Source organism: Schumannella sp. 10F1B-5-1, assembly GCF_006517535.1.
GTDB lineage: Bacteria > Actinomycetota > Actinomycetes > Actinomycetales > Microbacteriaceae > Schumannella.
In genome coordinates this window covers 153,815-175,670 of sequence record NZ_VHQH01000039.1, presented here as the reverse complement: position 1 = coordinate 175,670, position 21,856 = coordinate 153,815, and the positions used below count along the sequence as shown (strand labels likewise).

Here is a 21,856-nt window from a genome sequence, read left to right as displayed (position 1 = left end):
CCGCGCCCTACGGTGGAACCATGTCCCTCGAACCGCCCGTCGCCGCCCGTCGTCCCGTCGAACGCCGTCACCACGGCGACATCGTTCTCGACGACTACGAGTGGCTGCGCGCCAAGGACGACCCCGAGGTGCTCGCGCACCTGCACGCCGAGAACGCCTTCACCGATGCGAGCACCGCCGACCTCGCGGTGCTGGAGGAGCTCGTCTTCGAGGAGATCCGCGACCGCACGAAGGAGGACGACCTCAGCGTGCCGGTGCGCGAGGGCGGCTGGTGGTACTACGCGCGCACGGTCGCCGGGTCGCAGTACTCGCTGCACTGCCGCATCCCGGTCGCCGACGCCGACGACTGGATGCCGCCGCGCCTCCCCGAGGACGGCTCGGCTCCCGCCGGTGAGCAGGTGATCCTCGACGGCAACGCCGAGGCCGACGGCGACTTCTTCTCGATCGGCACCCTCGACGTCTCCCCCGACGGAACGCTGCTGCTCTGGAGCGTCGACGCGGTCGGCGACGAGCGCTACGAGCTGCGCATCCGCGACCTCGCCACCGGCGTCGATCGCGACGAGCGCATCGCCGGCACCTCGGGCGACGCGCTCTGGGATGCGAGCGGACGCTGGATCGTCTACACCACCGTGGATGCGGCGTGGCGGCCCGATCGCGTGCTGCGACACCGCCTCGGCGATGATCCGGCCGCCGACGCGGTCGTGCTGCACGAGCCGGACGAACGCTTCTGGGTCGGCGTCGGCCTCTCGCGCAGCCGGCGCTACCTGGTGATCGAGCTCGGGTCGAAGATCACGAGCGAGGTCCTGCTGCTCGACGGCGACGATCCGACCGGCGATCCGCGCGTCGTCTGGCCCCGCCGCGAGGGCGTCGAGTACGACGTCGTGCACGCGGTGATCGGCGGGCGCTCGCGACTGCTCGTGACGCACAACGACGGCGCGCCCGACTTCGCGATCGACGCCATCGACCCCGACGACCCGCAGGGTCCGCGCGAGACGATCGTGCCGCACCGGGCCGGAACCCGGGTCAGCGGGATCTCGGCCTACGCCGACCACCTGGTGCTGCACTACCGCCGCGACACGCTGCGCCGCGTCGCGATCGCCGGACTCGACGACGACGACGCCGGCCTCGACTTCCGCGAGCTCGAGGTCGACGAGGAGCTCTTCACGATCAGCGCGGGCGGCGGGCCGGAGTGGACGCAGCCCACCGTGCGCGTCACGCGCACGAGCTTCATCACCCCGACGATCGTGACCGAGCTCGACCTGCGCACCGGCGAGACCGTCGAGCTGAAGCGCCAGCCTGTGCTCGGCGGCTACGACGCGGCGCTCTACCGTCAGCGTCGCGTGTGGGCGACCGCCGCCGACGGCGAGCAGGTTCCCGTCTCGCTCGTGTTCCGGCCCGACCTCGTCGACCTCGACGACGACGGCGTGCCGCGGTCGCCCGCGCCGATGCTGCTCTACGGCTACGGGTCGTACGAGCACTCCATCGACCCGGGGTTCTCGATCCCCCGGCTGAGCCTGCTCGAGCGGGGTGTGGTGTTCGCGGTGGCGCACGTGCGGGGCGGCGGAGAGCGCGGTCGACGCTGGTACGAGCAGGGGCGCCTCGAGCACAAGCGCAACAGCTTCACCGACTTCGTCGCCGCCGCCGCGCAGCTCGTCGACCAGGGCTGGACCGCGCCGGATCGACTGGTGGCCGAAGGCGGCTCCGCCGGCGGACTGCTCATGGGCGCCGTCGCGAACCTCGCGCCCGAGCTCTTCTCGGGGGTGCTCGCCGCGGTGCCCTTCGTCGACCCGCTGACGAGCATCCTGGATCCCGAGCTGCCGCTCACGGTCGTGGAGTGGGACGAGTGGGGCGATCCGCTGCACGACGCCGAGGTCTATGCGCTCATGAAGAGCTACTCGCCCTATGAGAACGTGCGCGAGATCGCCTACCCGCGCATCCTCGCCGTCACAAGCCTCAACGACACGCGCGTGCTCTACGTCGAGCCGGCGAAGTGGGTGGCGCGCCTGCGCGAGGTCGGCGCCCCGGTGCTGCTGCGCTGCGAGATGAGCGCGGGCCACGGCGGGGTCTCGGGCCGTTACGCGTCGTGGCGCCGCCGCGCCTTCGAGCTGGCCTGGATCCTCGACGCCGCGGGAGTGCACGCACGCTGACGCGACGTCGTCGTTCGTGGGATGCTCGCGCCATGATCATCGTGACGAGCAACGACATCCCGGGCTATCGCATCGACGCGGTCTTCGGCGAGGTGATGGGCCTGACGGTGCGCTCCCGCGATTTCGGATCGAACCTGCTCGCGGGCTTCCGCGCGATCGGCGGCGGCGAGCTGCCCGAGCTCACCCAGGCGCTCTACGAGAGCCGGCACGAGGTCATGAACCGGATGGTCGTCGAGGCGCAGCAGCGCGGAGCCAACGCGATCGTGGCGATGCGCTTCGACGCCTCGGAGATCGGCCAGCAGTGGACCGAGGTGTGCGTCTACGGCACCGCGGTCGTCGCGTTCCCGATCCCGGCCGGTCAGCCGGGCTCGACGCCGCAGTCCGCCTCGATCGCCGCGCAGGGCTGAGGACCGACGGCCTCGCCGCCCGACCGACGGGCGCTCAGATGTAGCGCACCGCCGCCTGCAGCCGGCTGCGCACCTCGAACAGCTCGGTTCCGCCGATCGCCACCCCGGGCACTCCGCGGCGCAGCAGGTCGACGACCCTCGAGCGCTCGCTGAGCAGCGTGACCACACCGCGCATCTCCCCGATGTCCTCGACGCCGTCGGCGTGGCCGTCAGGCACGACGATGACCGCCGCGGTGAACCGCACGTGGGCGGCGCGCCCGAGCTTCCGTGCGTCGAGCACGGTCTCGCGCACGGGGCGCCCACCCGGCTCCAGCCCGTCGCCGACGAGGTCGCCGCGCCGTGGCGCGACGGCCGCGCCCCAGTCGGCGGACTGCAGCGCCCAGAGGCCGGTGGGGCCCAGCGCGATGTGATCGAGCTTGCCGTCGCCGGCCGCGACATCGTGCCAGAGGGTGAAGCCGATGCCCAGCGTGCCGAGCCGTCGCGCGGTCTCCTCCTCGGCGACCGCCGCGGCGAGGAGCGATCGCACCTCCCACGGCGCACGGCGCACCAGCGCGGGATCGTAGGGATCGGGGATCGGGTCCCCGAGGCCGACCCAGGCGCGCACCTCGTCGAGGTAGCGCTGGCGATACCAGCCGCCCGGGTGCCCCGAGGAGCGGGCGCTCGCCCGCGTGTCCTGCCGAGCGCGGGGAGCGGAGGGAGCCCAGGCGACGGGGTCGCCGCTGGTCTGGCTCCGACCGTCATAGCGGGCGCGGCTCTCCGGGGTGCCGACGAGTGCCCACGCGCGCTGCACGTCGTCGAAGGCGGCCGTGCTGCCACCCGCATCGGGATGCGTCGCGCGCATCCGCCGCCGGAACGCGCGCCGCAGCTCGTCGTCGCTCGCCGCCGGCGACACCCCGAGGATCTCGTAGGGGCTCGCGGAGAGCGGGCTGTCGGGCATGGCTGGAACCCTACCGATTCCCGGCCGGGAGTCGCCTCGGACACCGCCGAGGATCGGGTGGACAGCGCGGGGCGACCGCGGACCGACGGATCAGGCCCAGTCATCCGGCGCGATCCATCGCACACCCCGCTCACCGGCCAGCAGGCAGGCGCGCAGCCGCACGTCCGACAGCGGGGCGACCTCGGACAGCAGTCGCACCCAATCGCGGTCCCGCGGCGGCAGCGCGTGCGCGCCCGGGCGCTCGAAGACGGCGACCACGGCGCGGGCATCGGTCTCGGCGCGCAGCAGACGCAGCACGTCGCCGATCCCCTCTCGCGCCAGAGCATCCGGACGCTCGGGCAGATCGTCGATCGGCAGCAGCACCGGCAGCTGCACGTCGGCGCGATCGAGCAGCAGCAGCCAGAGCTGGTCGCGCACGGGCGCGCCGATCAGCTCCTCGGCGCGGCGCAGCACGAGCGCATCGGAGTCGAGCGGGGTCATCACGGTCTGATCGTGGTCGGGGATCGTCATGGGACCAGCCTGGGATGCGGCGGCGATCCGCGACCGCCGCCGCCGGCGGATCGCGCGAACCCCGCGCCGCACCTCGCCTGGGGAGGAGACCCGACGAGGAGTGCTCGGCTGTAGCCAGAACGGGGACATGCCTCGCGCGCCCGCGATTCCTAGCCTGGGAGCGCGAGAGGAGCGAGAGCGTGAGCAGCACGACCCGCACGGCCCCCGACGCCGGCTGGTACGAGGATCCTCACGGGCACGCCGCACTGCGCTGGTGGGACGGCGCGCACTGGACGGCGGCGACCCGCGACATCCCGTCGCCGTCGGCGCCCGCGTCGAGCCCGCCGGCGAGCGGGGTCACGAGTCCGGCCGCCGCCGAGTCCGCTGCCGTAGCGACCAGCGCTGTCGCGCAGCCGACCATCGCCGAGCTCCTGCGCGAGCAGCAGGAGCGCGACGCCCGTCTGCACGAGCTGGGCGACGATCTGCCCCGTGCCCCGCGCCGTCGTCCCGAGACCGTCCTCGGTCCCCGGCGCTCGACCTGGGCCGCCGCCGACGGCGACGGGCCCGACGAAGGCCCCGGCTCGTCACGCACGCGCGCCGCCTGGGCGCTGGCCGCGCTTCCGGTGCTCGCCGGCGTGCTTTTGCCCGGCGCCTGGCGCGGCCTGCCGACGCTCGGCTTCTCGCCCGTCTCCGGCACGATCGCCGTGGTCGTGCTGATCCACGTGCTCGCCGCGGTGCTGATCGCCCTCGACGCCCGCATCCTGAGATCCCGCGACTGGGAGCCGCTGTCGCCGCTCTGGGCTCTCGCCACGATCCCCGGCGCGGCGATCGCCCGCTGGATGCTCATCCGCCGCCAGGGCGGACGCGGCGGCGCTCCGGCGCTCGCGACGGTGCTCGCGCTCCTCCTCGGCGCCGGGATCGCGACGGCCCTCGCCGTGCTCTGACCGGCGAGTCAGGGCGACGCTCAGTCGGCCGGCTGGAACCAGGGCGGGTACACGCTGACCTTCGGCGTACGGGCCCCCGCCGGCAGCGCGGCGCGCAGCCGCTCCTTCGCGGGCTCGTTGGCCAGGCCGATCACCGCGATCGCCGAGAACGGCACGACCGCGGGCACGAGGAACTCGGCATCGACCAGACCCTCGTCCTCCGATCGCATCCGGCGCAGCATCGTGGTCTGGGCGTCGTCGGTCGCCGCGAATCGGGTGAGCGTCGCCGCGGCGTCTCCGTCGGTCAGGATCGTGGCCTCGGACGCGGCCGAGGCCTGGCCGATCGTGGTGACCAGCACGACCAGATCGGTCGGCGAGATCTGCCGGGCGGCGTCGGACCAGGTCGCGCCGGCGGCGCCGGAACGCAGCTCGACCCAGCGCGTCGCGTCGGGCGCGAGGTGGAACGAGACCGCGTCGGCCACCGCGAGCCCCGCGATCTCGGTCGACCGTCGCAGCTCGCGGGTCACCGGCGAGCTGAGGTCGACGGCGGGCTGCGCCGCGGGCACCAATCCCTCGGCGACGATGCCGGGCAGGTTGTCGAGGTGGGTGACGTGGAAGAGCCGCTGGGACGGGCGATCGACGCGGACGGCCGACGCCGACGCGCTCGGTGCGGGGCGGCTCGAGGATGCACGCGAGGCCGGCGGGGTGCGCAGCGTGGTGCGCGGGGCGCGCGGCGCTGTGGGCCGCCGCGCCGGCTCCGGTGCGACCCGCGGCGTGCAGATGTCGCAGAGTCCCGGTTCGAGTCCGTGGATGCACTCCTCAGCCGCCACGATCTCCCTTCCTGGCGCCGCCCTCGGCGGGCGCCTCGACCAGGGTACGCGGGGTCGGGCGACGCCGCCGACGTGAGAGGATGCGCGGCCGCCGTGCCCCGCATCCTGGGGACTGTGCTGGCGCGCCGCGATGCCTAGGGTGAGAGGGCATGCCGACTTGAGGGGGGAAGCGTGACTGATCTGGCCGTGCGCCTGCCCGTCGCGGGCTGGTACAAGGACCCGGCGAGTGCCGAGCGCCTGCGGTGGTGGACCGGGGAGACCTGGAGCCAGCACACGATCGAGCGTCCGACGCCGCAGCAGGAGACCGACGCCGACGAGGAACGTCGTCGACGCCGGGCCGCTCACCGTGCCGAGGGCGAGCCGGATGTGGCCGTCGCCGCCCGTGAGGCGTCGCTGACCGAGCCCGTCACGACCGGCGAGATCGCCGCCTTCATCGCCGCCGAGACCGGCCAGACCGACCTGACCACCGTCGCCGATCACGAGGCCGACGACGCCGTCGTGCTCGAGCCGGCCGCTGAGCCGGCCGACGAGACCGAGGACGTCGAGGCCGAGGACGTCGAGCTCCCGGCCGATCAGATCGACCCTGAGCCCGTGCTCGCCGAGGAGATCGCCGCTCCCGTCGCCGACGCCGAGCTCCCGGTCGACCGCGACGACGCTCCTGTGTTCGTGACACCGGCCGCCGAGGCTCCCGTCGCCGACTCGATCGCCTCCGACACGAGCGCCGCTGAGACCCCGGCCCCGCCGCGTGCGGTCTCGCTCGTGCCCGAGGTCATGGCGACCTCGGCGAACTCCCCGCTGCTCGAGCAGCTCGCCGCGGCGCCCCCGCCCGTCGCCCCGAGCGGCGACGCGCCGGGAACCGCGGTCGCCCTCGCGGCCTCCGGTGTCAGCTTCGACGAGCTCATGAAGCAGCTCCCGTTCGCCACCGGCGCCGGCGAGGCCGCGGCCGATGCCGTTCCTGACCGGCGTCGCTCGGTGCAGACCGCTGGAGCCTGGCTTCTCGCGCTGCTCCCGGTGCTCGCGCTGATCCCCGCCGCGGGTGCGCTCGTCGGCACGATCGCGCTTCCCGACGTCGCCGACTACCTGCCGCTCGCGGCCGGCGGACTCACGATCATCCTCGGACTGCTGTTCGCCGCCGCCGACGCGTCATCGCTCGCGAAGCGCGGCGTCGAGAAGCGGGTCACGCCGATCGTGGGCCTGCTCACCCCGCTGCCGTACCTGGCCCTGCGCGCCGTGTCGCTCGCACGGCAGAAGCGGCTCGGCGGGGTCGCCCCGCTCGTCGTGCTGGTGCTCCTGCTGGGCGCCGGCGCGGCCGCTTACGTGCTGTTCGGCGCTCAGCTGCCGACGCTGCTCCAGCTGGCCGCCGACCAGGCACGCGCCCTGCTCGGTCTCTGACCTGCGCGGCTCCGCCGATCGCGCATCGCCACGTCGGCAGTCCGCCGGTCAGTACCAGATGCTGAGGTAGGGCGTCACCGGGCTGCGCAGCACGCGATCGGCGATCGCGACGGCCTCGGCATCCGAGCCGGCCATCCGCCCCGCCGCGGCGAGGGTGCCCACAGCGACCCCGCCGAGGTAGGCCGACGACAGCGCTGCCACGTCGGTCCGCAGCGTCGGCGCCTCGGCTCCCGCGCCCGTGTCGACCTCGTCGACGCCCGAGTCGGCTGTCACGTGCGCGACGCCCTCGGCATCCGACTCCACGAGCCACGACCCGCTCGCATGACCCAGCGGGTCGGTCACCTCGAGGCGCCAGCGCCCGGCGCCGGCGAGGGCGCGCCCTTCGAGGGCGGCCGGCACGTCCAGGATGCGCAGCCACTGGTGATCGTGCACCCGCACGGTCGCCGCACGCTGGTCGGCGAGGCGCCACAGCAGCGGCTCGTCGACCGACAGGAGGTCCGCATCCACCCGCTCGACCAGATCGAGGCTGAGCAGGAAGCGGAACAGGCCGAGGCGAGCGGACGCGGTCGTGCTGTCGAGGCGCGCCACCTCGACGCGGTGGCGCCCGAAGTCGCTCGGATTCTCGATGACCCGGAACACGGCCGCCGCTCGCACCTCGCCGTCTTCGCGGTACTGCACGGCGCGGGTCGCGGCGCGCTTGCTGTCGCCCGGCGCGAGCGCGGCCGCCTGATGCCAGCGCTGGATCCACCCGGGCACCTCGCCCGGATGGTCGAGCCGGCCCGCCTCGTGCAGCGCGGCCGCGATCGCCGGGTACTCCTCCGGGTCGATGAAGTCGACCCGCCCGGTCGGCTCGTCGCCGAGCCAGCCGGCCCGGCTCGTGTCGATGCTCACGTCCGCCGCGCCGGCGGCCGGACCGAAGCCGTAGCGCCCGTAGATCGACGCCTCGGAGACCGTCAGCATCGCCAGGGGCAGTCCCAGCGCCACCGCCGACCGCAGCTCGCCCTCGAGCAGCGCCCGCGCGATGCCGCGTCGGCGGTGCGTGGGCGAGACGGTGACCGAGCTGATCGCCCAGCCGTCGACCGTGCGCCGCCCCGGCACCGTGAGCTCGGCCGGCCAGGCGTTCACCGTCGCGACCGGCTCGTCGGGGCGCACGATGCCGGCATCCCACACGCCGACCGTGCGGCGCGACCCCATCGCCGATCGCGCGAAGGCGTTCTGCTCGGGCGTGCCGAGGGGCCCGTGGAAGCCGCGCTCGTCGGCCCGCACCCAGGCCGCGAAGGCAACCTCGTCGCGCGTGTCGAGCACGCGGTAGTCGAGCCCCTGCGCCGCGAGCTTCTCGCGCGAGACGGCATCGGCGGGCAGGGCGAGGAAATCGCGGGCGGTGCTCATGCCTCCAGCCTAGGAACACCCCCTGTCACGGGTCGTGCCCTCCCCCGGCGCGCCCGATAGCCTCGCGCCATGCCGCGCTTCTTCGGGGTGGATCTCGCCTGGCGCGACAGCACCCCCGATCGCCCCGCCAACGAGACGGGACTCGCCGTCATCGACGAGACCGGCGCCGTGCTGCAGGCCGGATGGGAGCGCGGCGTCGACGCCGTCGCCCGCTGGCTGATCGCCTCGGTCGGCCCCGGCGACGTGATCGCGATCGACGCGCCCCTCGTGGTCACGAACGCGCTCGGGATGCGGCAGGCCGAGCGGCAGGTGGCGTCCGGCTACGGCCGCTGGCAGGTCGCCGCGAACGCCATGAACCTGGCCTCGCCGCTGCAGGGCGGGGTCGCGCTGCGCCGGCTCCTCGAGGCCGCCGGCGTGGTCTACGTCGACGGGAGCGCGCCGCCGCCGCCCGATCGCGCCGTCATGTTCGAGTGCTACCCGTACACGACCATCGTCGGCATGGAGGAGCTCGGCTACGACGAGCAGCGCCCGCGCTACAAGCGGCTCGACCGCTCGCTCTCCGCGACCGAGGCCCGCGTCGTGCGCGCCTCGGCCGCCGATCAGCTGCTCGAGCGGATGGACGGCCTCGCCTCCGCGGACCCGCCGCTGCGCATGCGCACGCACCCCGTCGCGACAGCGCTGCTCGACGAGCCCTCTCCCCTGGTGGATGCGCCCTACAAGCACCGCGAGGACGCCCTCGATGCCCTCCTGTGCGCCTGGACCGCAGCCATCTGGCACCGGCACGGCACCGCCCGCGTGCAGGTGCTGGGCGCTGACGCGGAGCCCGACGAGCAGGGTCGCCGCCCGACGATCGTCGCCCCGGCGCGCCCGATGCAGCGCGTGGGCGCCGCGATCGTCGACCCCGACGTCCCCGACGCGTCCGACGCGTCCGGCTTCGGGGCGCTCGATGCTCCGCCGACCGGCGCCGATCCGGGTCTGCTCGGCCGGGTCGTGGCGCTGACCGTCGAGGTGCGCGACAGCGACGACATCCGACTCGATCCGGCGATGCGCACCAGCCTGGCCGAGCTGGCGGCGCGCATCGTGCACCGTCTGGCGCACGACGACGACTGACGGCGCCGCGGTCAGCGCGCCACGACGAGTTCAGCTCCCGGAGTCGACCTCGGCCAGCACAGCGTCGAGCTTCTCGTAGCCCTCGCGCATCCCCTGCTCCATGCCCTCCTCGACGAAGCCGTCGCGGGCCTCGACCGAGGCGAACACGCTGTGCGTGCGCAGCACCGATCGACCGCCCTCGAGCGCCGAGAAGCGGTACGTCTCGATCGCGACCTGATCCGGCGCGCCCTCGAACTCGAAGGTCTGCAGGATCAGCTCGTTCTCGCGCACCGTGTGGAACATGCCGCGGAAGGCGTACTCCTCATCGCCGTCGCCGGGCGACTGGACGAATCGCCAGCTGCCGCCGGAGCGGGGCTCCCACACCGGCGTCGTCGTGACGTACCCGGCCGGGCCCACCCAGCGCGCGAACACCTCGGGATCGACGTGGGCGCGGAACAGCGCCTCGACCGGCGCGTCGAACTCGCGCTCGGCCTCGTCGATCGGCGAGTCAGGGGCAGCCGTGACGCGCAGCGCGGTCATCGCGCGACCGCCTCGGGCGCCGGCGCGCCGCTCAGCTCGGCGAGCACCTCATCCAGCTGCTCGTAGCCCTCGGTCACGCCGGTCTCCATGCCCGAGGCCACCATCCCGTCGCGCGAGGCGACGTCGGGGTACACCGAGTGGATGTCGAGGCGGGTGCGGCCGCCCTCGAGCGGCACGAAGGTGAGCGACTCCAGGGCCACGACATCCGGGTACCCCTCGAACTCGAAGGTCTGCAGGGCGAACTCGTTCTCGCGCACGGTGTGGAAGACGCCGCGGAAGCCCCAGCGCTCGCCGTCGAGCTCGTGCACGTAGCGCCAGGCGCCGCCGGTGCGGAAGTCGTGCTCGATGAGGTCCATCGTGTAGCCGCGCGGCCCGAGCCAGCGGACGAACAGCTCCGGCTCGCGGTAGGCGCGGAACACGAGCTCGACCGGATGGTCGACCTCGCGGCTGATCTCGATGAACGGCAGGCCCTCCGGGGCGCTGATGGTGACGGGATTGCTCATGACTCCTCCTGAGAGTCGCTGCCGGCGGCGCGCCGCCGACCTGGTGCCGCGTCGTGCCGCGTGTCGTCGGCCACACTGGCCAGCACGTCGTCGAGGGCGCGGAACCGCTGCTCGTGGACCAGCCGGTACCGGTCGATCCACGCGGTGAGGTCCTCGAGCCGCGCGGGCTCGAGGTGCACGGGACGCCGCTGGGCGTCGCGGCTGCGGGAGACGAGGCCGGCCTGCTCGAGCACGTGGATGTGCCGCGAGACCGCCTGAGTCGAGATGGGATGCGGCTCCGCGAGCTCGTTCACGGTCGCCGGTCCGCGGCTCAGCCGAGCGACGATCGCGCGGCGCACGGGGTCGGCCAGGGCGAGGAAGGCGCGGTCGAGCCGCTCGTCCTCGCTCGGCGCCGCGGCCATCTCAACACGTCCCTTTATCAACACTTCTGTTGATCACGACGGTACGCGGACAGGACCGGCGCGTCAACACCCCGGGGGTCGAGTCGAGACGGCGCCGCGTCAGCGCCGCGCGGCGTCCGCGGCGGCGGCCTTGCGCGCCACGGTGTCGGCGACGACCTGCGCGTGCGTGGCGCGCTCCTGGCGCAGCCACTCCGGCTGGTCCTCCAGCAGCTCGCGGATCTCGGCCGTCGTCAACGGCTCGGTGATGCCTGCGCGCAGGAGCCCGGAGGTCGAGACGCCGAGCTTGCGCGCCACCTCCTGCTTGGGGTGCGGGCCCGTGCGGCGCAGCTCGGCGAGCCACTCCGGCGGGTCGCTCTGCAGCGCCTGGAACTGCTCGCGCGTCAGCGCGGTCTCCTGGAACTCCGCCGGGGCCGACGGCAGGTGGATGCCGAGCTTCTTGGCCGCCGTGGCCGGCTTCATGGTCTGCTGCTGCGCGCTCACCGCACCAGGCTACGCGGGTCGGGAGCGCATCCACGCCGCCGCCGTGCCCGTAGCCTGGACCCGTGAGCTTCGTCGTCGCCTTCGTGCCGGGTGTCGTGCCCGGCAAGTGGGGCCGCATCTGGAGCGACCGGATGCGCGAGACGCTCGAGCTGCGCCCCCTCGAGCAGGATGCCGCGCTCGCCGCCCTGCGCGACGGCACGGCCGCGATGGCGCTCGTGCGCGATGTCGTGGCCGACGACGCGCTGCACGTCATCCCGCTTTACCGCGAGCAGCCGGTCGTGGTGGCGCCGAAGGACCACGCGGTCGCGGACTTCGACCGGCTGGCGCGCGCCGACCTCGACGGCGAGACGCTGCTCGAGGGCCAGGACGCCGCGACCGTCGAGCTCGTCGCGGCCAACGTGGGACTCGCGATCATGCCGCAGTCGGTCGCGCGCGCGCATTCGCGGCGCGACGTCGTCGCCCGGCCGCTCGACGGGGTGCCCGACACCGGCATCGGCCTCGCCTGGCGGGTCTCCGACGCGGGTGACGAGCTCGTCGAGACCTTCGTCGGCATCGTGCGCGGGCGCACCGCGAACAGCTCGCGCGAGGCCCCGACGCCGCCGGCCCCGACCGACCGCCGTGCCGGCGCGGCGGAGAGCGAGCGATCGAAGCCCGCGGCGAAGAAGCCCCGCGCCACCGGCGGCTCGGCGCGCCGCAGCGGGCGGCGCACACCGCGACGCGGTTAGGGTCGGAGCATGTCGTTCGATCCGGATGGCGGCCACGCCCGCCGCGCCAGCCTCGAGGTGCTGCGCGCCGAGGCGAACGACGAGCTCGGCACCGTCGTGCTCGAGCGGCTGCACGCCGGCGAGGATCCCTGGGCCTTCATGGAGGAGATCCCCTCGGTCGACGAGCTCGTGGTGTGGACGCTGCGGGCCGAGATGATCCGCGCCGACGGCGGACGCGCGCCGACCGCCGAACGGGACTACCGCATGCTGCGCCAGATCGCGCTCGCCTATCCGGGGCTGACGACGACCGTCTGGTCGCTCATCGGCCGCCTCGAGGCGCGCCGCAGCGCCTGAACCGCCGACGCCCCGCGGGGGACGAGTATGGCGGCATGAACCACCGCTCCGCCGTGCTCGCCCTGCTCGACCTCGCTCTCTCCGGTCGGGTGGATGCGGTGCGACTGGTCGAGCCGGACTCCCCCGCGCTGCACGCGCTCGACCTCGCCGCCACCCGCGGCGACGGCGTCTTCGAGACCATCAGCATCGGCGCGGGCAGACCGCAGGCGCTGCGCCCGCACCTCACGCGACTCGCCGCCTCGGCCGCGATGCTCGACCTGCCCTCGCCCGACCTCGACGGCTGGCGGGAGGCGGTGCTCCGGGTCGCGGAGCGGCTGGCCGAGCATCCCGAGTCGTGGGTCAAGATCGTGCTGAGCCGCGGGGTCGACGGCGGCGACCGGCCGACGGGCTGGGCCTGGGGCGAGCCCTCCGCCGACTTCTCCGCGGCGCGGACGGACGGCATCCGCGTCATCCTGCTCGATCGGGGCTACTCCTCCGACGTCGCGACGACCTCGCCGTGGCTGCTGGCCGGCGCGAAGACGCTGAGCTACGCCGTCAACACCGCCGTCAAGCGCGAGGCCGCGCGGCGCGGCGCCGACGACGCCGTCTTCGTCTCGAGCGACGGCATCGTGCTCGAGGGCGCGACCGCGAACCTCGTCGTGCGGATCGACGACGTGCTGGTGACGCCGCGCACCGACCTCGGCATCCTGCCGGGGACGACGCAGGCCGATGTGTTCCGCTGGGCCGCCGGCCACGGCATCCCAACGCGCATCGACACCCTGACGCCGCACGACCTGCTGCGCGCCGACGCGGCCTGGCTCGTGTCGTCGGTGCGGCACGCGGCGCCGATCCGCGCGATCGACGACCGCGCCGTGCCGGTGGATGCGGAGCTCTCGGCCGCCATGAACGACGCCCTGGCCGCCCGCACCGAGTAGCCGCCGAGCGCACCGCTCGCCAGCGACAGCATCCCGGGAAAGCAGAAGGGCCGCTCCCCCGAGCGGCCCTTCTCATGTCGGCGGAATCCCCCTCCGCGACATTCCCCCCAATGAGACTTGAAGGATGCACTGGCGGCGGTGATCCGGATACCCGGGTCAACCCCCGTATCACCGGTTCTCGACGAGATCACCGCCGCCTTCCAGTCCCCCGACTGGTGCGAGCACCACGATACGAGCGTCGAGAACTCCTCCGCTCCCCCCACATGGGGTCACCCCCGCGCGGGGGCCGACAGGTATGGGACAGCGGCGTCGACGCGACGTGCTCGGGTCAGACCGACCGCGACGCGACGGCGTCGGAGAGCAGCGCCACGAGCGCGTCCAGCTGCACCGAGCCGGTGCCCTGCTCGTCGACCTCGGCGCCGTCGAGCGCGCGCGCCGCGAGCCCGGCCTTCGAGTCGATGAGCTCGGCGATGCGGCCGTCGAGCGTCTGCGCGGCGATGATACGCCACGCGGTGACCGGCAGCGACTGGCCGATGCGGTGCACGCGGTCGATCGCCTGCGTCTGCTCGGCGCTCGTCCAGCTGAGCTCGGCCAGCACGACGTTGGAGGCGACCTGCAGGTTCACGCCGACGCCCGCCGCCGTCAGCGAGCAGACGGCGATCGCGACGTCGGGGTCGTTCGTGAACGCGTCGATCTGCGCCTGCCGCGAGGTCGCGGTCTGGTCGCCGCGGATCGAGATCGTGCGCAGGCCCGCCGCGGCGAAGTGCTTCTCCGCCGCATCCATCACGTCGATGTGCTTGGCGAAGAAGACGACCTTGCCCACGTTGCGGGCCAGGTTGACGGTGTAGTCGGCCGCCGGCGTGGCCTTCGCCTGGCCGATGCGACGCACCATGGTGAAGACGTTGTCGCCCGTGCCCTCGCCCGACGAGGCGCCCCGCGACTCCTCGAGCTCGGCGTGCGCGACGAGTCGGATGAGGTCGGCCTCGGGCGAGTCGGGCTTGGCGGCACGCAGGCGGTCGAAGCGCGACAGCAGCCGCGTCACGAGCGCCTTCTCGGCGGCCCGGATCGAGCGACCCTCCTCGCCGTCGAGCTCGACCGGGATGTCGGCCACGCGACGCGCGGGGATGTCGGCGGCGACATCCTCCTTCTTGCGGCGCACGATGCCCATGTCGACGACCGAGCCGCGGGCGGCCGCGAAGAATCCCTGGTCGCCGGGCGAGAGCTCGGTCTCCTCGAGCTTGCGCATCAGGGTCGGCGTGGGCTTCTTCTCATCGATCCAGCCCAGGTACTGCCAGATCATGCGGAAGTCCTCGATCTGATTGATCAGCGGGGTTCCGGTGAGCGCGATCAGCAGCGCGTTCGGCTGCGCGGCGCGGATGCTCGACGAGAGCGCCTGCACGTTGCGCGAGCGCTGCGAGTCGCGGTTCTTGATGAAGTGCGCCTCGTCGACGATCATGCCCTTGAAGCCGCGGCGCGACAGCCAGGCGACGTGCCGGTCGAGCACCTCGTAGTTGACGACGACGATGTCGGCGAAGGCGTCGATGTTCTCGCCGTCGCCCTGCACGACCGTGACCTTGCGCTGCGGAGTCCACTTCTCGACCTCGCGCGCCCAGTTCATCTTGACGACGTTCGGCACGACCACGAGCAGCGGGTACGAGGCCGTGACGGATGCGGCGACGAGCGCCTGCGCCGTCTTGCCGAGGCCCGGCTCGTCGGCGAGCAGGTAGGTGCGGTGGCCCGCCCGCGCGCTCTCGATGAAGCGCGCCTGGTGGCGCATGAGCTCGGTGCCGCCCGGCGTGCTCAGGCTGTGCGCCTCGGGCAGGTCCATGCTCGCGGCGCCGCCGCCGCCCACCTCGAACGACCGGAACAGCGGCTCGATGAGCTCCCAGTTCGACAGGCGGCCGGTGACCTGCGGCTTCGGCGTCGCCAGGCTGAAGTCGGGCGCCAGGAAGGGGTTCGACATCTGGTACTGCCGCACCGAGGTCGGCACGACCTGCTTCTCCTGCTGGACCTTGCTCGCGGGCACCTCGGTGACCACGATGAGGTCGTCGGGGCTGAGTTCGGTGCCGGCGTCGATGAGCAGCGAGCGGCGCAGCTCCTGCTGTGCGGCGTTGAGCGGCGCGGTGTCGGTGAGCAGCGGGATGAGCGAGGTGTCGCGCGAGGCGGTCTTCGCCATGATCGTGGCGATGCCGTCGAGGCGCGTCAGCTCCTTGACGCGCTCGCCCTCGCTCAAGGTCGCATCCGCCTTGATGCGGGCGCGCTCCTCGCGCACCAGCATGGCCACGACGCGGTAGCGCACGCGCCCGCCGGCGTTGACCTTGCCGCGCTCGGCGGCGTTCTCGATCGCGCGCACGGTGCGGGCGAGCACCGGGATGAGACCGGCTTCGTCGGCGTGTGCGCGGCGACGCTGCTGCTGCTGACCGCGGCGACCGGAGGTGCGCGGCGACTGCTTCTGCCCGGACTGGGCCATCGTTCTCCTCGAACGTCACGAGCGCGACTTCGCGTCGGCTCAGAATCGCTGTCCGATCGAGACCGTCCGGTGTGCGGGTGCTGCTCCTCGCGAGGCGAGGGCGGCGGACCGGGTGATCCACGATCGGTCCCGCTGATCCCAGACCCGGCGTCGAAGGCCGGTGGGGCGGGTCACGGACAGTCTACCCCAGGCCCCCGATGCGGCGCGAAAGGGCTGTCCCCGAGTGTCGGTCCGCGCGCTTCACCATCGACGGAGGCCGCGATGGCGCGACGACGACGGTCAGCGCGGGCGGCGCTGCGCGTTGCGGTCCTCGGTGTTGCGCACGCGGATCGTGAGGCCCGCCGCGACGAAGACGAGAGCGGCGACCCACTGGGCGCCCATCCAGAACTGACCGTCGAAGCCGAAGGGGAACACGGGGTTCCAGATCACGGCGATCGCGAGCATGACCGGCATCCACCACCAGTGACGGGCCTGGAAGGCGAACCAGCCGACGATGAGCGCGAGGATCGCGGCGGCATACCGGATCCACTCGAAGCCGTCGGTGCCGACCAGCACCGACCCGGCCGCGAGCACGAGCGCCGCGATGATGCCGGGCGCCAGGGCGAAGCGGCGCCAGGGCGCGTCGGGATAGCGGGCGTCGCGGCGGTCGGGGGCGGTTCGCGTGGGCATCGTCCACAGCCTAGGCGCGCACGGCTGAGCGCCGGTCTACGCTCGGACCGTGCACGACGCCGAGCGCATCGAGCGGTTCCGCGAGCTGCTGCGCATCCCCACCATCTCCCTCGACTCCCCCGACGACCCCCGCGGCGCGGAGTTCGCACGGTTCCGCGCCGCACTCGAACGGCTCTATCCGCGGGTGCACGCGACCCTCGAGCGCGAGCTGATCGCCGGGCACTCCCTGCTGTTCCGCTGGCCGGGGCGCGAGGCCGCCGACCCGACGCTGCTGCTCGCCCATCAGGACGTCGTGCCGGCCGACGACCGCGGCTGGACCCACCCGCCCTTCGCCGCCGAGCTCGTCGAGGTCGACGGAGAGGCCCGGCTGTGGGGCCGCGGCACGATCGACGACAAGGGGATGCTCGTCGCGATCCTCGAGGCCGTCGAGACGGCCCTCGCCGACGGCGTCGTGCCCGCGCATGACGTGTGGCTTTCGTTCGGTCACGACGAGGAGCGCATGGGCTACGGCGCTCAGGCCGTCGCGGCCGAGCTCGAGCGGCGCGGCGTGCGCCCCGCCTTCGTGCTCGACGAGGGCGGCGCGATCGTCGAGGGCGTCCTGCCCGGCGTCGCCGCACCGCTCGCGATGATCGGCGTGACCGAGAAGGGCATCGCGTCGATGCGCCTGCGCGTCGAGCAGCAGGGCGGTCACGCCTCGACTCCCCCGGCGACGACGGCCGTCGACCGGCTCGCGGCCGCGATCGCGCGACTGCGACGGCGCCCCGCCCCGGCGGCGGTGCCCGAGCCGGTGCTGCGCATGCTCGAGGTCGTCGCGCCGCACGCCCGGGGTCCGCAGGCGCGGCTGTTCCGGGATGCGCGGCGCCTGCGTCGCGTGCTCGCGGCGGTCTTCGTGCGGCTGGGCCCCGAGACGGCCGCCCTCGTGCGCACGACGCGCGCCGTGACCCGGCTCTCGGGCAGCGCCGCCGACAACGTGCTGGCCGAGCAGGCCTCGGCGATCGTGAACGTGCGCGTCGCCCCGGGCTCGACGCTCGAGGCCGAGCGGGCGCGGATCGCCCGCGCTATCGATGACCCGAAGGTCGCGGTCGAGATCCTCCACGGCTCCGAGCCCTCTCCGATCTCGCCCTCGACCGGCCCCGTCTGGGAGCGTCTCGGCCAGGCGATCACGGCCGTGCATCCCGAGGTCGTGCCGACGCCGTACATCATGCTCGGCGCGAGCGACAGCCGGCACTACACGCACCTGTCGCCGGCGGTCTACCGCTTCTCCCCGTTCGCGATCTCGAAGGCGCAGCGCGACGCGCTGCACGCGATCGACGAGAACATCGCCGTCGACACCTGGCTCGACGGCATCCGCGTCTTCCGACGGCTGATCGACGAGCTCTGATCAGGACGCGACGCGGGCATCCGGCGACGCGGGTTCGGCGCGACCGACCGAGTCGGGGCGTGGGGGCGCCACATCGTCCTGCTCGGCCTCGGCCGTGATCCGTCGCGCCATGCTCGCGAAGATGACGCCGTGGAACGGCAGGATCGCCAGCCAGTAGGCGCGTCCTGCGAGACCTTTCGGGAAGAACACGGCCCGCTGCCGGTAGAGCGAGCCCTCGCCGTCGGGGGTGACCGACAGCTCGAGCCAGGCGCCGCCGGGCACCTTCATCTCGGCACGCAGCCGCAGGAAGCGGCCACGCTCCAGGTGCTCGACGCGCCACCAGTCGAGCGCGTCGCCGGGCGCGAGGCGTCGCGGGTCGCGGCGCCCCCGGCGCAGACCGACGCCGCCGACGGCCTTGTCCATCCAGCCCCGTACCGACCAGGCGAGCGGCAGGGAGTACCAGCCGTTGTCGCCGCCGACCGCCTCGATGACCCGCCACACGCGCTCCGGCGCCGCGGTCGAGCGCCGCTCGCGCAGGTCGGTGAAAACGGTGTGCCCGGCCCAGTCGGGGTCGCTCGGCAGCGGGTCGCTGGGCGCCCCGTGCACCGGGTCGTCCTGCCAGCTCGTCTCGACCTGGCCGTCGCGCATGCGCTGCAGCGCCAGACGCACAGCACGTCGGTAGCCGGTGAGGCCGCCGGGAGGATCCGGGATCCAGGTGCGGATGTCGCGCTCGCGCACGACCGCGTCGTGCTGCAGCGAGGAGATGATCGGCACCGCGAGCGAGCGCGGGATCGGCGTAACCAGGTTCACCCACTGCGAGGCGAGCCACGGCGTCAGCACCGGCAGCGTGGCGATCGGCCGCTGTCGCAGCCCCGCCTCGAGCGCGTAGCCGTTCATGAGCTGGCCGTAGCGGAACGCATCCGGCCCGCCGATGTCGAAAGTGCGGCTGACGTCGCTGGGCAGGTCGGCCGCCGCGACGAGGTAGTAGAGCACGTCGCGCACCGCGATCGGCTGCACCCGGTTGCGCACCCAGCGCGGGGCCGGCATGTAGGGCAGCACATCGGTGAGGTGCCGGATCATCTCGAACGACGCCGACCCCGAGCCGATCACCACCCCCGCCTGCAGCGCGGCGGTCGGCACGCCCGACGCGAGCAGGATCTCGCCGACGGCCGCGCGCGAGCGCAGGTGCGGCGACAGGTCGCCGTCGGGATGCAGGCCCCCGAGGTAGACGATGCGGCGCACGCCCGCCTCCTTCGCGGCCGTGGCGACGGTCTGCGCCATCTCCGACTCGCGCTGCTCGAAGCGGGGGTCGGCCGAGAGGGAGTGCACGAGGTAGTAGACGACGTCGCATCCCTCGGCCGCGCGGGCTACGGCCTCCGGATCGGTCAGATCGCCCTCGACGACCTCGACGCGATCGGCCCACGGCACGTGCGCCAGGCGCTCGGCGTCGCGCGCGATCACCCGCACCTCGTGACCCGCGTCCGCGAGTCGCGGCGCGAGCCGCCCGCCGATGTATCCGGTCGCTCCGGTGACCAGGATGCGCATGCTCGGCTCCTCTCCGCGCACCGGCGTCCGGCCGGCGCTGGCCGCCACGCTAGTTCTCGACCTCGCGCTGGCAGTCGGATGCGCCGCGGACATCCAGGCGGCGCGCATCCCCCTCTCGACCGAGCCGCCTCTCGACCGCGCCGCGGATCGCGACTAGCTTTCGGGCATGACGGCAGCGGATCGCGACCACGAGCGGCTCGAACGGCTGGCGGCGCCGCTGCTCGCCCGACCCGGCGTCGACTGGGGCCGCATGTTCGGCACGATCGGCCTGCGGCTGCGCGGCAAGGTCTTCGCCGTGGCGGTCGACTCCGGCGGGCTCATGGCCAAGGTGCCGGCGACCCGCGCCGATGAGCTCGAGGCGGCGGGTCAGGCCGAGTGGATGGTCATGGCGGGCCGGCCGCGGCGCGAATGGGTCGTCGTCGGCGCCGACGCGACCGACAGCGACTGGAGCGCGCTGCTCGACGAATCGCACCGCTACCTCGACGAGATCACGCCCTGATCCGCGGGCTCAGTGCGCGAGCCGCTCCTCGGCCGCGTGCAGGTGAGCCCGGTAGTCGGCGCCGCGGTCGCGCTCCCAGTGGTCCCAGTCGACGGGATGCCCGCGCAGCAGATCGGCGAGCTGATCGAGTCGCACGCTCCAGCCGGCCGAGACCGGTGGGCGGAAGCGCAGGTCGCCCAGTTCGGGCAGCTCGACCGTGACCACGGTCGCCTCGCCGCGGGTGCCGCCGGCGACGGCATCGAGCAGGATGCGCACCCGGCCGAGTTCGGGATGCACGACCTCGAGCCGCCGGGGCTCCTCCTCGCTCACGATCTCGGCGTCGTCGAGCAGCGTGAGCTCGGGGTGGAGCCAGCCTTCGACCAGCACCGGGTCGACGAGCGCCTCCCACACGATCCCGGGCGGGAGATCGATCGTGCGCGCGACGCGCACCGACGAGGGGGCCGACATGGCGCCAGTGTAGAACCGGCCGCCGTCACGGCCCGGGCGCCTCTTCCCACTACGCTGGCATCCATGCCACCGACGACGCGAGCGCCGCGCAACCGCGCCCTCGTGGTCGTCGATCTGCTGGTTGGATTCGGCACGCTGTTCTTCGGCGGCGTCTTCGCCCTCGTGGCGGTCGGCACCCTCGGCGACCGCCGTCTGGTCGACGCCTGCTCCGCCGCATCCGGATGCGATGGGGGCGCGCTCACGACGGCCGCCTACGTCGGCATCGGGGTCGTGATCTTCGGCTTCGCCGCCGGGCTCGCCGTGTTCGCGGTGCGCGCCCTGCTGCACCGCTGGGCCTGGTTCGGCCCGGTGATCGGCCTGGTCGTCATGATCGCCGCGTTCTACGTGACGCTGTTCATCGCCGGGCAGCAGCTCGGCGCCTCAGGAGGTTCTTCGTGAGCGCAGTCGCTCTGGCACTCGATTTCGGTGGCACGAAGGTCGAGGCGGCGCTCGTCGACGCCGACGGCGCGGTCGTGCCCGGGTCGCGCTTCCGCCGGCCGAGCGGCGGCACGAGCGACAGCGCCACGCTGCAGGCCGCCGTGCTCGACGTGCTCGCTCAGGCGCGCGCAGCCGTCACCGCCGACCAGGAGCTGATCGGCGCCGGCGTCGGCTCGGCAGGACCCATCACGGTCGCCGAGGGCCTGGTCTCGCCGCTGAACGTGCCGGCCTGGCGCGACTTCCCGCTGAAGAAGCTCGTCGAGGACGCCCTGCCCGGCGTGCCGGTCACGCTCCAGATGGACGGCATCTGCATCACCCTCGCCGAGCACTGGGTCGGGGCGGCGCAGGGCGTCGACAACGTCATGGGCATGATCGTCTCGACCGGCGTCGGCGGCGGTCTCGTGCTCGGCGGCCGCACGGTCGCCGGCCCGACCGGCAACGCGGGCCACATCGGCCACATCGAGGCCGGCGGCTTCGACGACGCCTGCCCCTGCGGCGGCCGCGGATGCCTCGAGGCGGTCGCCTCGGGTCCGCGCACGGTCGCCTGGGCGCGCACGCAGGGCTTCACCGGCTCGACCGGCGAGGAGCTCGCCGAGGCGCACCGCGCCGGCGACCCGGTCGCGATCGCCGCGATCGACCGCGCGGGCCGGGCCATCGGGCAGGTCGTCGCCTCGGCCACCTCGCTCGTCGACCTCGAGGTCGTCGCGATCGGCGGCGGCTTCTCGCACTCCTCGCCGCGCCTGTTCGAGGCGGCCCGCGAGGCCGTGGCCGAGCGCTCGGAGTTCGGCTTCGTCACGAAGGTGCGCATCGTGCCGTCGGGGCTCTCGCACGATGGCCCGCTGATCGGCGCGGGTGCGCTCGTGCACCGCGCCGACCGCCTCGGCGACTGA

General features: G+C 73.7%; 24 protein-coding genes. 12 read left to right on the top strand and 12 right to left on the bottom strand.

Annotated elements, in window-relative coordinates:
* Positions 1-20 precede the first annotated feature (20 nt).
* Both FJ658_RS11565 and FJ658_RS11560 read left to right on the top strand, forming a co-directional pair.
* Entirely contained in the window at positions 21-2,147 is a 2,127-nt protein-coding gene (locus tag FJ658_RS11565) for a S9 family peptidase (protein WP_141145539.1), read from the top strand.
* 32 nt (positions 2,148-2,179) lie between these two features.
* The gene (locus FJ658_RS11560) at positions 2,180-2,554 is read left to right on the top strand and encodes a YbjQ family protein (protein ID WP_141145538.1); all 375 of its coding nucleotides are present in this window, start codon (positions 2,180-2,182) and stop codon (positions 2,552-2,554) included.
* A gap of 34 nt (positions 2,555-2,588) precedes the next feature.
* On the opposite strand, the gene FJ658_RS11555 is transcribed toward FJ658_RS11560, so the two are convergent.
* Positions 2,589-3,491 (bottom strand): DnaJ domain-containing protein, encoded by a 903-nt coding sequence (locus FJ658_RS11555; protein ID WP_141145537.1) that lies wholly within the window; start codon positions 3,489-3,491, stop codon positions 2,589-2,591.
* A gap of 90 nt (positions 3,492-3,581) precedes the next feature.
* Positions 3,582-4,001 carry a hypothetical protein gene (locus FJ658_RS11550; protein ID WP_141145536.1) on the bottom strand — a complete coding sequence of 140 codons (420 nt, stop codon included), beginning with the start codon at positions 3,999-4,001 and terminating at the stop codon, positions 3,582-3,584.
* 179 nt (positions 4,002-4,180) lie between these two features.
* On the opposite strand from FJ658_RS11550, the gene FJ658_RS11545 reads away from it, so the two are divergent.
* Positions 4,181-4,924: a DUF2510 domain-containing protein gene (locus FJ658_RS11545; RefSeq protein WP_181408432.1), complete on the top strand. Its 744-nt coding sequence runs from the start codon at positions 4,181-4,183 to the stop codon at positions 4,922-4,924.
* Positions 4,925-4,944: 20 nt separating this feature from the next.
* Here the strand turns inward: FJ658_RS11545 and FJ658_RS11540 are convergent, their stop codons facing one another.
* Entirely contained in the window at positions 4,945-5,733 is a 789-nt protein-coding gene (locus tag FJ658_RS11540; protein WP_141145534.1) for a DarT ssDNA thymidine ADP-ribosyltransferase family protein, read from the bottom strand.
* 171 nt (positions 5,734-5,904) lie between these two features.
* Here FJ658_RS11540 and FJ658_RS11535 point away from each other — a divergent pair, with 171 nt between their 5' ends.
* Positions 5,905-7,125, top strand: a complete 1,221-nt coding sequence (locus FJ658_RS11535) for a DUF2510 domain-containing protein (RefSeq protein ID WP_141145533.1) — start codon at positions 5,905-5,907, stop codon at positions 7,123-7,125.
* Positions 7,126-7,173: 48 nt separating this feature from the next.
* Here FJ658_RS11535 and FJ658_RS11530 read toward each other — a convergent pair whose 3' ends face one another.
* A complete protein-coding gene (locus tag FJ658_RS11530; RefSeq protein WP_141145532.1) occupies positions 7,174-8,514 on the bottom strand; it encodes a GNAT family N-acetyltransferase in 1,341 nt (446 codons plus the stop codon).
* A gap of 69 nt (positions 8,515-8,583) precedes the next feature.
* On the opposite strand from FJ658_RS11530, the gene FJ658_RS11525 reads away from it, so the two are divergent.
* Positions 8,584-9,624 (top strand): DUF429 domain-containing protein, encoded by a 1,041-nt coding sequence (locus FJ658_RS11525; protein WP_141145531.1) that lies wholly within the window; start codon positions 8,584-8,586, stop codon positions 9,622-9,624.
* A gap of 30 nt (positions 9,625-9,654) precedes the next feature.
* Here the strand turns inward: FJ658_RS11525 and FJ658_RS11520 are convergent, their stop codons facing one another.
* The 4 genes from FJ658_RS11520 to FJ658_RS11505 form a co-directional block, all read right to left on the bottom strand.
* Entirely contained in the window at positions 9,655-10,143 is a 489-nt protein-coding gene (locus tag FJ658_RS11520; protein ID WP_141145530.1) for an SRPBCC family protein, read from the bottom strand.
* A complete protein-coding gene (locus tag FJ658_RS11515; RefSeq protein WP_141145529.1) occupies positions 10,140-10,646 on the bottom strand; it encodes an SRPBCC family protein in 507 nt (168 codons plus the stop codon). The genes FJ658_RS11520 and FJ658_RS11515 overlap by 4 nt, the downstream gene beginning before the upstream one ends.
* Entirely contained in the window at positions 10,643-11,047 is a 405-nt protein-coding gene (locus tag FJ658_RS11510; RefSeq protein ID WP_141145528.1) for a helix-turn-helix transcriptional regulator, read from the bottom strand. The genes FJ658_RS11515 and FJ658_RS11510 overlap by 4 nt, the downstream gene beginning before the upstream one ends.
* Before the next feature lie 99 nt (positions 11,048-11,146).
* Positions 11,147-11,506 (bottom strand): DUF5997 family protein, encoded by a 360-nt coding sequence (locus tag FJ658_RS11505; RefSeq protein WP_141145868.1) that lies wholly within the window; start codon positions 11,504-11,506, stop codon positions 11,147-11,149.
* Positions 11,507-11,589: 83 nt separating this feature from the next.
* Here FJ658_RS11505 and FJ658_RS11500 point away from each other — a divergent pair, with 83 nt between their 5' ends.
* Genes FJ658_RS11500 through FJ658_RS11490 form a run of 3 tightly spaced genes read left to right on the top strand, consistent with a single transcriptional unit; the run spans position 11,590 to position 13,499 of the window.
* Positions 11,590-12,252, top strand: coding sequence for a LysR family transcriptional regulator substrate-binding protein (locus tag FJ658_RS11500; RefSeq protein WP_255447695.1), 663 nt, complete (start codon positions 11,590-11,592; stop codon positions 12,250-12,252).
* A gap of 9 nt (positions 12,253-12,261) precedes the next feature.
* Positions 12,262-12,585, top strand: a complete 324-nt coding sequence (locus tag FJ658_RS11495; RefSeq protein WP_141145527.1) for a tryptophan synthase subunit alpha — start codon at positions 12,262-12,264, stop codon at positions 12,583-12,585.
* Positions 12,586-12,620: 35 nt separating this feature from the next.
* Positions 12,621-13,499, top strand: coding sequence for an aminodeoxychorismate lyase (locus FJ658_RS11490; RefSeq protein WP_141145526.1), 879 nt, complete (start codon positions 12,621-12,623; stop codon positions 13,497-13,499).
* Positions 13,500-13,827: 328 nt separating this feature from the next.
* Here the strand turns inward: FJ658_RS11490 and FJ658_RS11485 are convergent, their stop codons facing one another.
* The gene (locus FJ658_RS11485; RefSeq protein ID WP_141145525.1) at positions 13,828-15,969 is read right to left on the bottom strand and encodes a DEAD/DEAH box helicase; all 2,142 of its coding nucleotides are present in this window, start codon (positions 15,967-15,969) and stop codon (positions 13,828-13,830) included.
* Positions 15,970-16,248: 279 nt separating this feature from the next.
* Positions 16,249-16,638, bottom strand: coding sequence for a DUF6804 family protein (locus FJ658_RS11480; RefSeq protein ID WP_141145524.1), 390 nt, complete (start codon positions 16,636-16,638; stop codon positions 16,249-16,251).
* Between the two features lie 49 nt (positions 16,639-16,687).
* Between FJ658_RS11480 and FJ658_RS11475 the strand changes: the two genes are divergently transcribed.
* Positions 16,688-18,019, top strand: coding sequence for a M20/M25/M40 family metallo-hydrolase (locus FJ658_RS11475; RefSeq protein ID WP_141145523.1), 1,332 nt, complete (start codon positions 16,688-16,690; stop codon positions 18,017-18,019).
* On the opposite strand, the gene FJ658_RS11470 is transcribed toward FJ658_RS11475, so the two are convergent.
* Positions 18,020-19,543, bottom strand: a complete 1,524-nt coding sequence (locus FJ658_RS11470; protein ID WP_141145522.1) for an SDR family oxidoreductase — start codon at positions 19,541-19,543, stop codon at positions 18,020-18,022.
* 166 nt (positions 19,544-19,709) lie between these two features.
* Here FJ658_RS11470 and FJ658_RS11465 point away from each other — a divergent pair, with 166 nt between their 5' ends.
* Complete coding sequence (locus FJ658_RS11465; RefSeq protein ID WP_141145521.1) at positions 19,710-20,042, top strand: TfoX/Sxy family protein; 333 nt, start codon at positions 19,710-19,712, stop codon at positions 20,040-20,042.
* A gap of 9 nt (positions 20,043-20,051) precedes the next feature.
* Here FJ658_RS11465 and FJ658_RS11460 read toward each other — a convergent pair whose 3' ends face one another.
* Positions 20,052-20,489 (bottom strand): hypothetical protein, encoded by a 438-nt coding sequence (locus FJ658_RS11460; protein WP_141145520.1) that lies wholly within the window; start codon positions 20,487-20,489, stop codon positions 20,052-20,054.
* A gap of 63 nt (positions 20,490-20,552) precedes the next feature.
* Between FJ658_RS11460 and FJ658_RS16870 the strand changes: the two genes are divergently transcribed.
* Positions 20,553-20,927 (top strand): DUF4407 domain-containing protein, encoded by a 375-nt coding sequence (locus FJ658_RS16870; RefSeq protein WP_255447693.1) that lies wholly within the window; start codon positions 20,553-20,555, stop codon positions 20,925-20,927.
* Positions 20,924-21,856 (top strand): ROK family protein, encoded by a 933-nt coding sequence (locus FJ658_RS11455; protein ID WP_255447692.1) that lies wholly within the window; start codon positions 20,924-20,926, stop codon positions 21,854-21,856. The genes FJ658_RS16870 and FJ658_RS11455 overlap by 4 nt, the downstream gene beginning before the upstream one ends.

What these genes read in the sequence shown, in the direction of transcription:
- FJ658_RS11565 (WP_141145539.1), top strand. Translation starts at nt 21, where the DNA reads ATGTCCCTCGAACCGCCCGTCGCCGCCCGTCGTCCCGTCGAACGCCGT.
- FJ658_RS11560 (WP_141145538.1), top strand. Translation starts at nt 2,180, where the DNA reads ATGATCATCGTGACGAGCAACGACATCCCGGGCTATCGCATCGACGCG.
- FJ658_RS11555 (WP_141145537.1), bottom strand. Translation starts at nt 3,491, where the DNA reads ATGCCCGACAGCCCGCTCTCCGCGAGCCCCTACGAGATCCTCGGGGTG.
- FJ658_RS11550 (WP_141145536.1), bottom strand. Translation starts at nt 4,001, where the DNA reads ATGACGATCCCCGACCACGATCAGACCGTGATGACCCCGCTCGACTCC.
- FJ658_RS11530 (WP_141145532.1), bottom strand. Translation starts at nt 8,514, where the DNA reads ATGAGCACCGCCCGCGATTTCCTCGCCCTGCCCGCCGATGCCGTCTCG.
- FJ658_RS11525 (WP_141145531.1), top strand. Translation starts at nt 8,584, where the DNA reads ATGCCGCGCTTCTTCGGGGTGGATCTCGCCTGGCGCGACAGCACCCCC.
- FJ658_RS11520 (WP_141145530.1), bottom strand. Translation starts at nt 10,143, where the DNA reads ATGACCGCGCTGCGCGTCACGGCTGCCCCTGACTCGCCGATCGACGAG.
- FJ658_RS11515 (WP_141145529.1), bottom strand. Translation starts at nt 10,646, where the DNA reads ATGAGCAATCCCGTCACCATCAGCGCCCCGGAGGGCCTGCCGTTCATC.
- FJ658_RS11510 (WP_141145528.1), bottom strand. Translation starts at nt 11,047, where the DNA reads ATGGCCGCGGCGCCGAGCGAGGACGAGCGGCTCGACCGCGCCTTCCTC.
- FJ658_RS11505 (WP_141145868.1), bottom strand. Translation starts at nt 11,506, where the DNA reads ATGAAGCCGGCCACGGCGGCCAAGAAGCTCGGCATCCACCTGCCGTCG.
- FJ658_RS11495 (WP_141145527.1), top strand. Translation starts at nt 12,262, where the DNA reads ATGTCGTTCGATCCGGATGGCGGCCACGCCCGCCGCGCCAGCCTCGAG.
- FJ658_RS11490 (WP_141145526.1), top strand. Translation starts at nt 12,621, where the DNA reads ATGAACCACCGCTCCGCCGTGCTCGCCCTGCTCGACCTCGCTCTCTCC.
- FJ658_RS11485 (WP_141145525.1), bottom strand. Translation starts at nt 15,969, where the DNA reads ATGGCCCAGTCCGGGCAGAAGCAGTCGCCGCGCACCTCCGGTCGCCGC.
- FJ658_RS11480 (WP_141145524.1), bottom strand. Translation starts at nt 16,638, where the DNA reads ATGCCCACGCGAACCGCCCCCGACCGCCGCGACGCCCGCTATCCCGAC.
- FJ658_RS11470 (WP_141145522.1), bottom strand. Translation starts at nt 19,543, where the DNA reads ATGCGCATCCTGGTCACCGGAGCGACCGGATACATCGGCGGGCGGCTC.
- FJ658_RS11465 (WP_141145521.1), top strand. Translation starts at nt 19,710, where the DNA reads ATGACGGCAGCGGATCGCGACCACGAGCGGCTCGAACGGCTGGCGGCG.
- FJ658_RS11460 (WP_141145520.1), bottom strand. Translation starts at nt 20,489, where the DNA reads ATGTCGGCCCCCTCGTCGGTGCGCGTCGCGCGCACGATCGATCTCCCG.
- FJ658_RS16870 (WP_255447693.1), top strand. Translation starts at nt 20,553, where the DNA reads ATGCCACCGACGACGCGAGCGCCGCGCAACCGCGCCCTCGTGGTCGTC.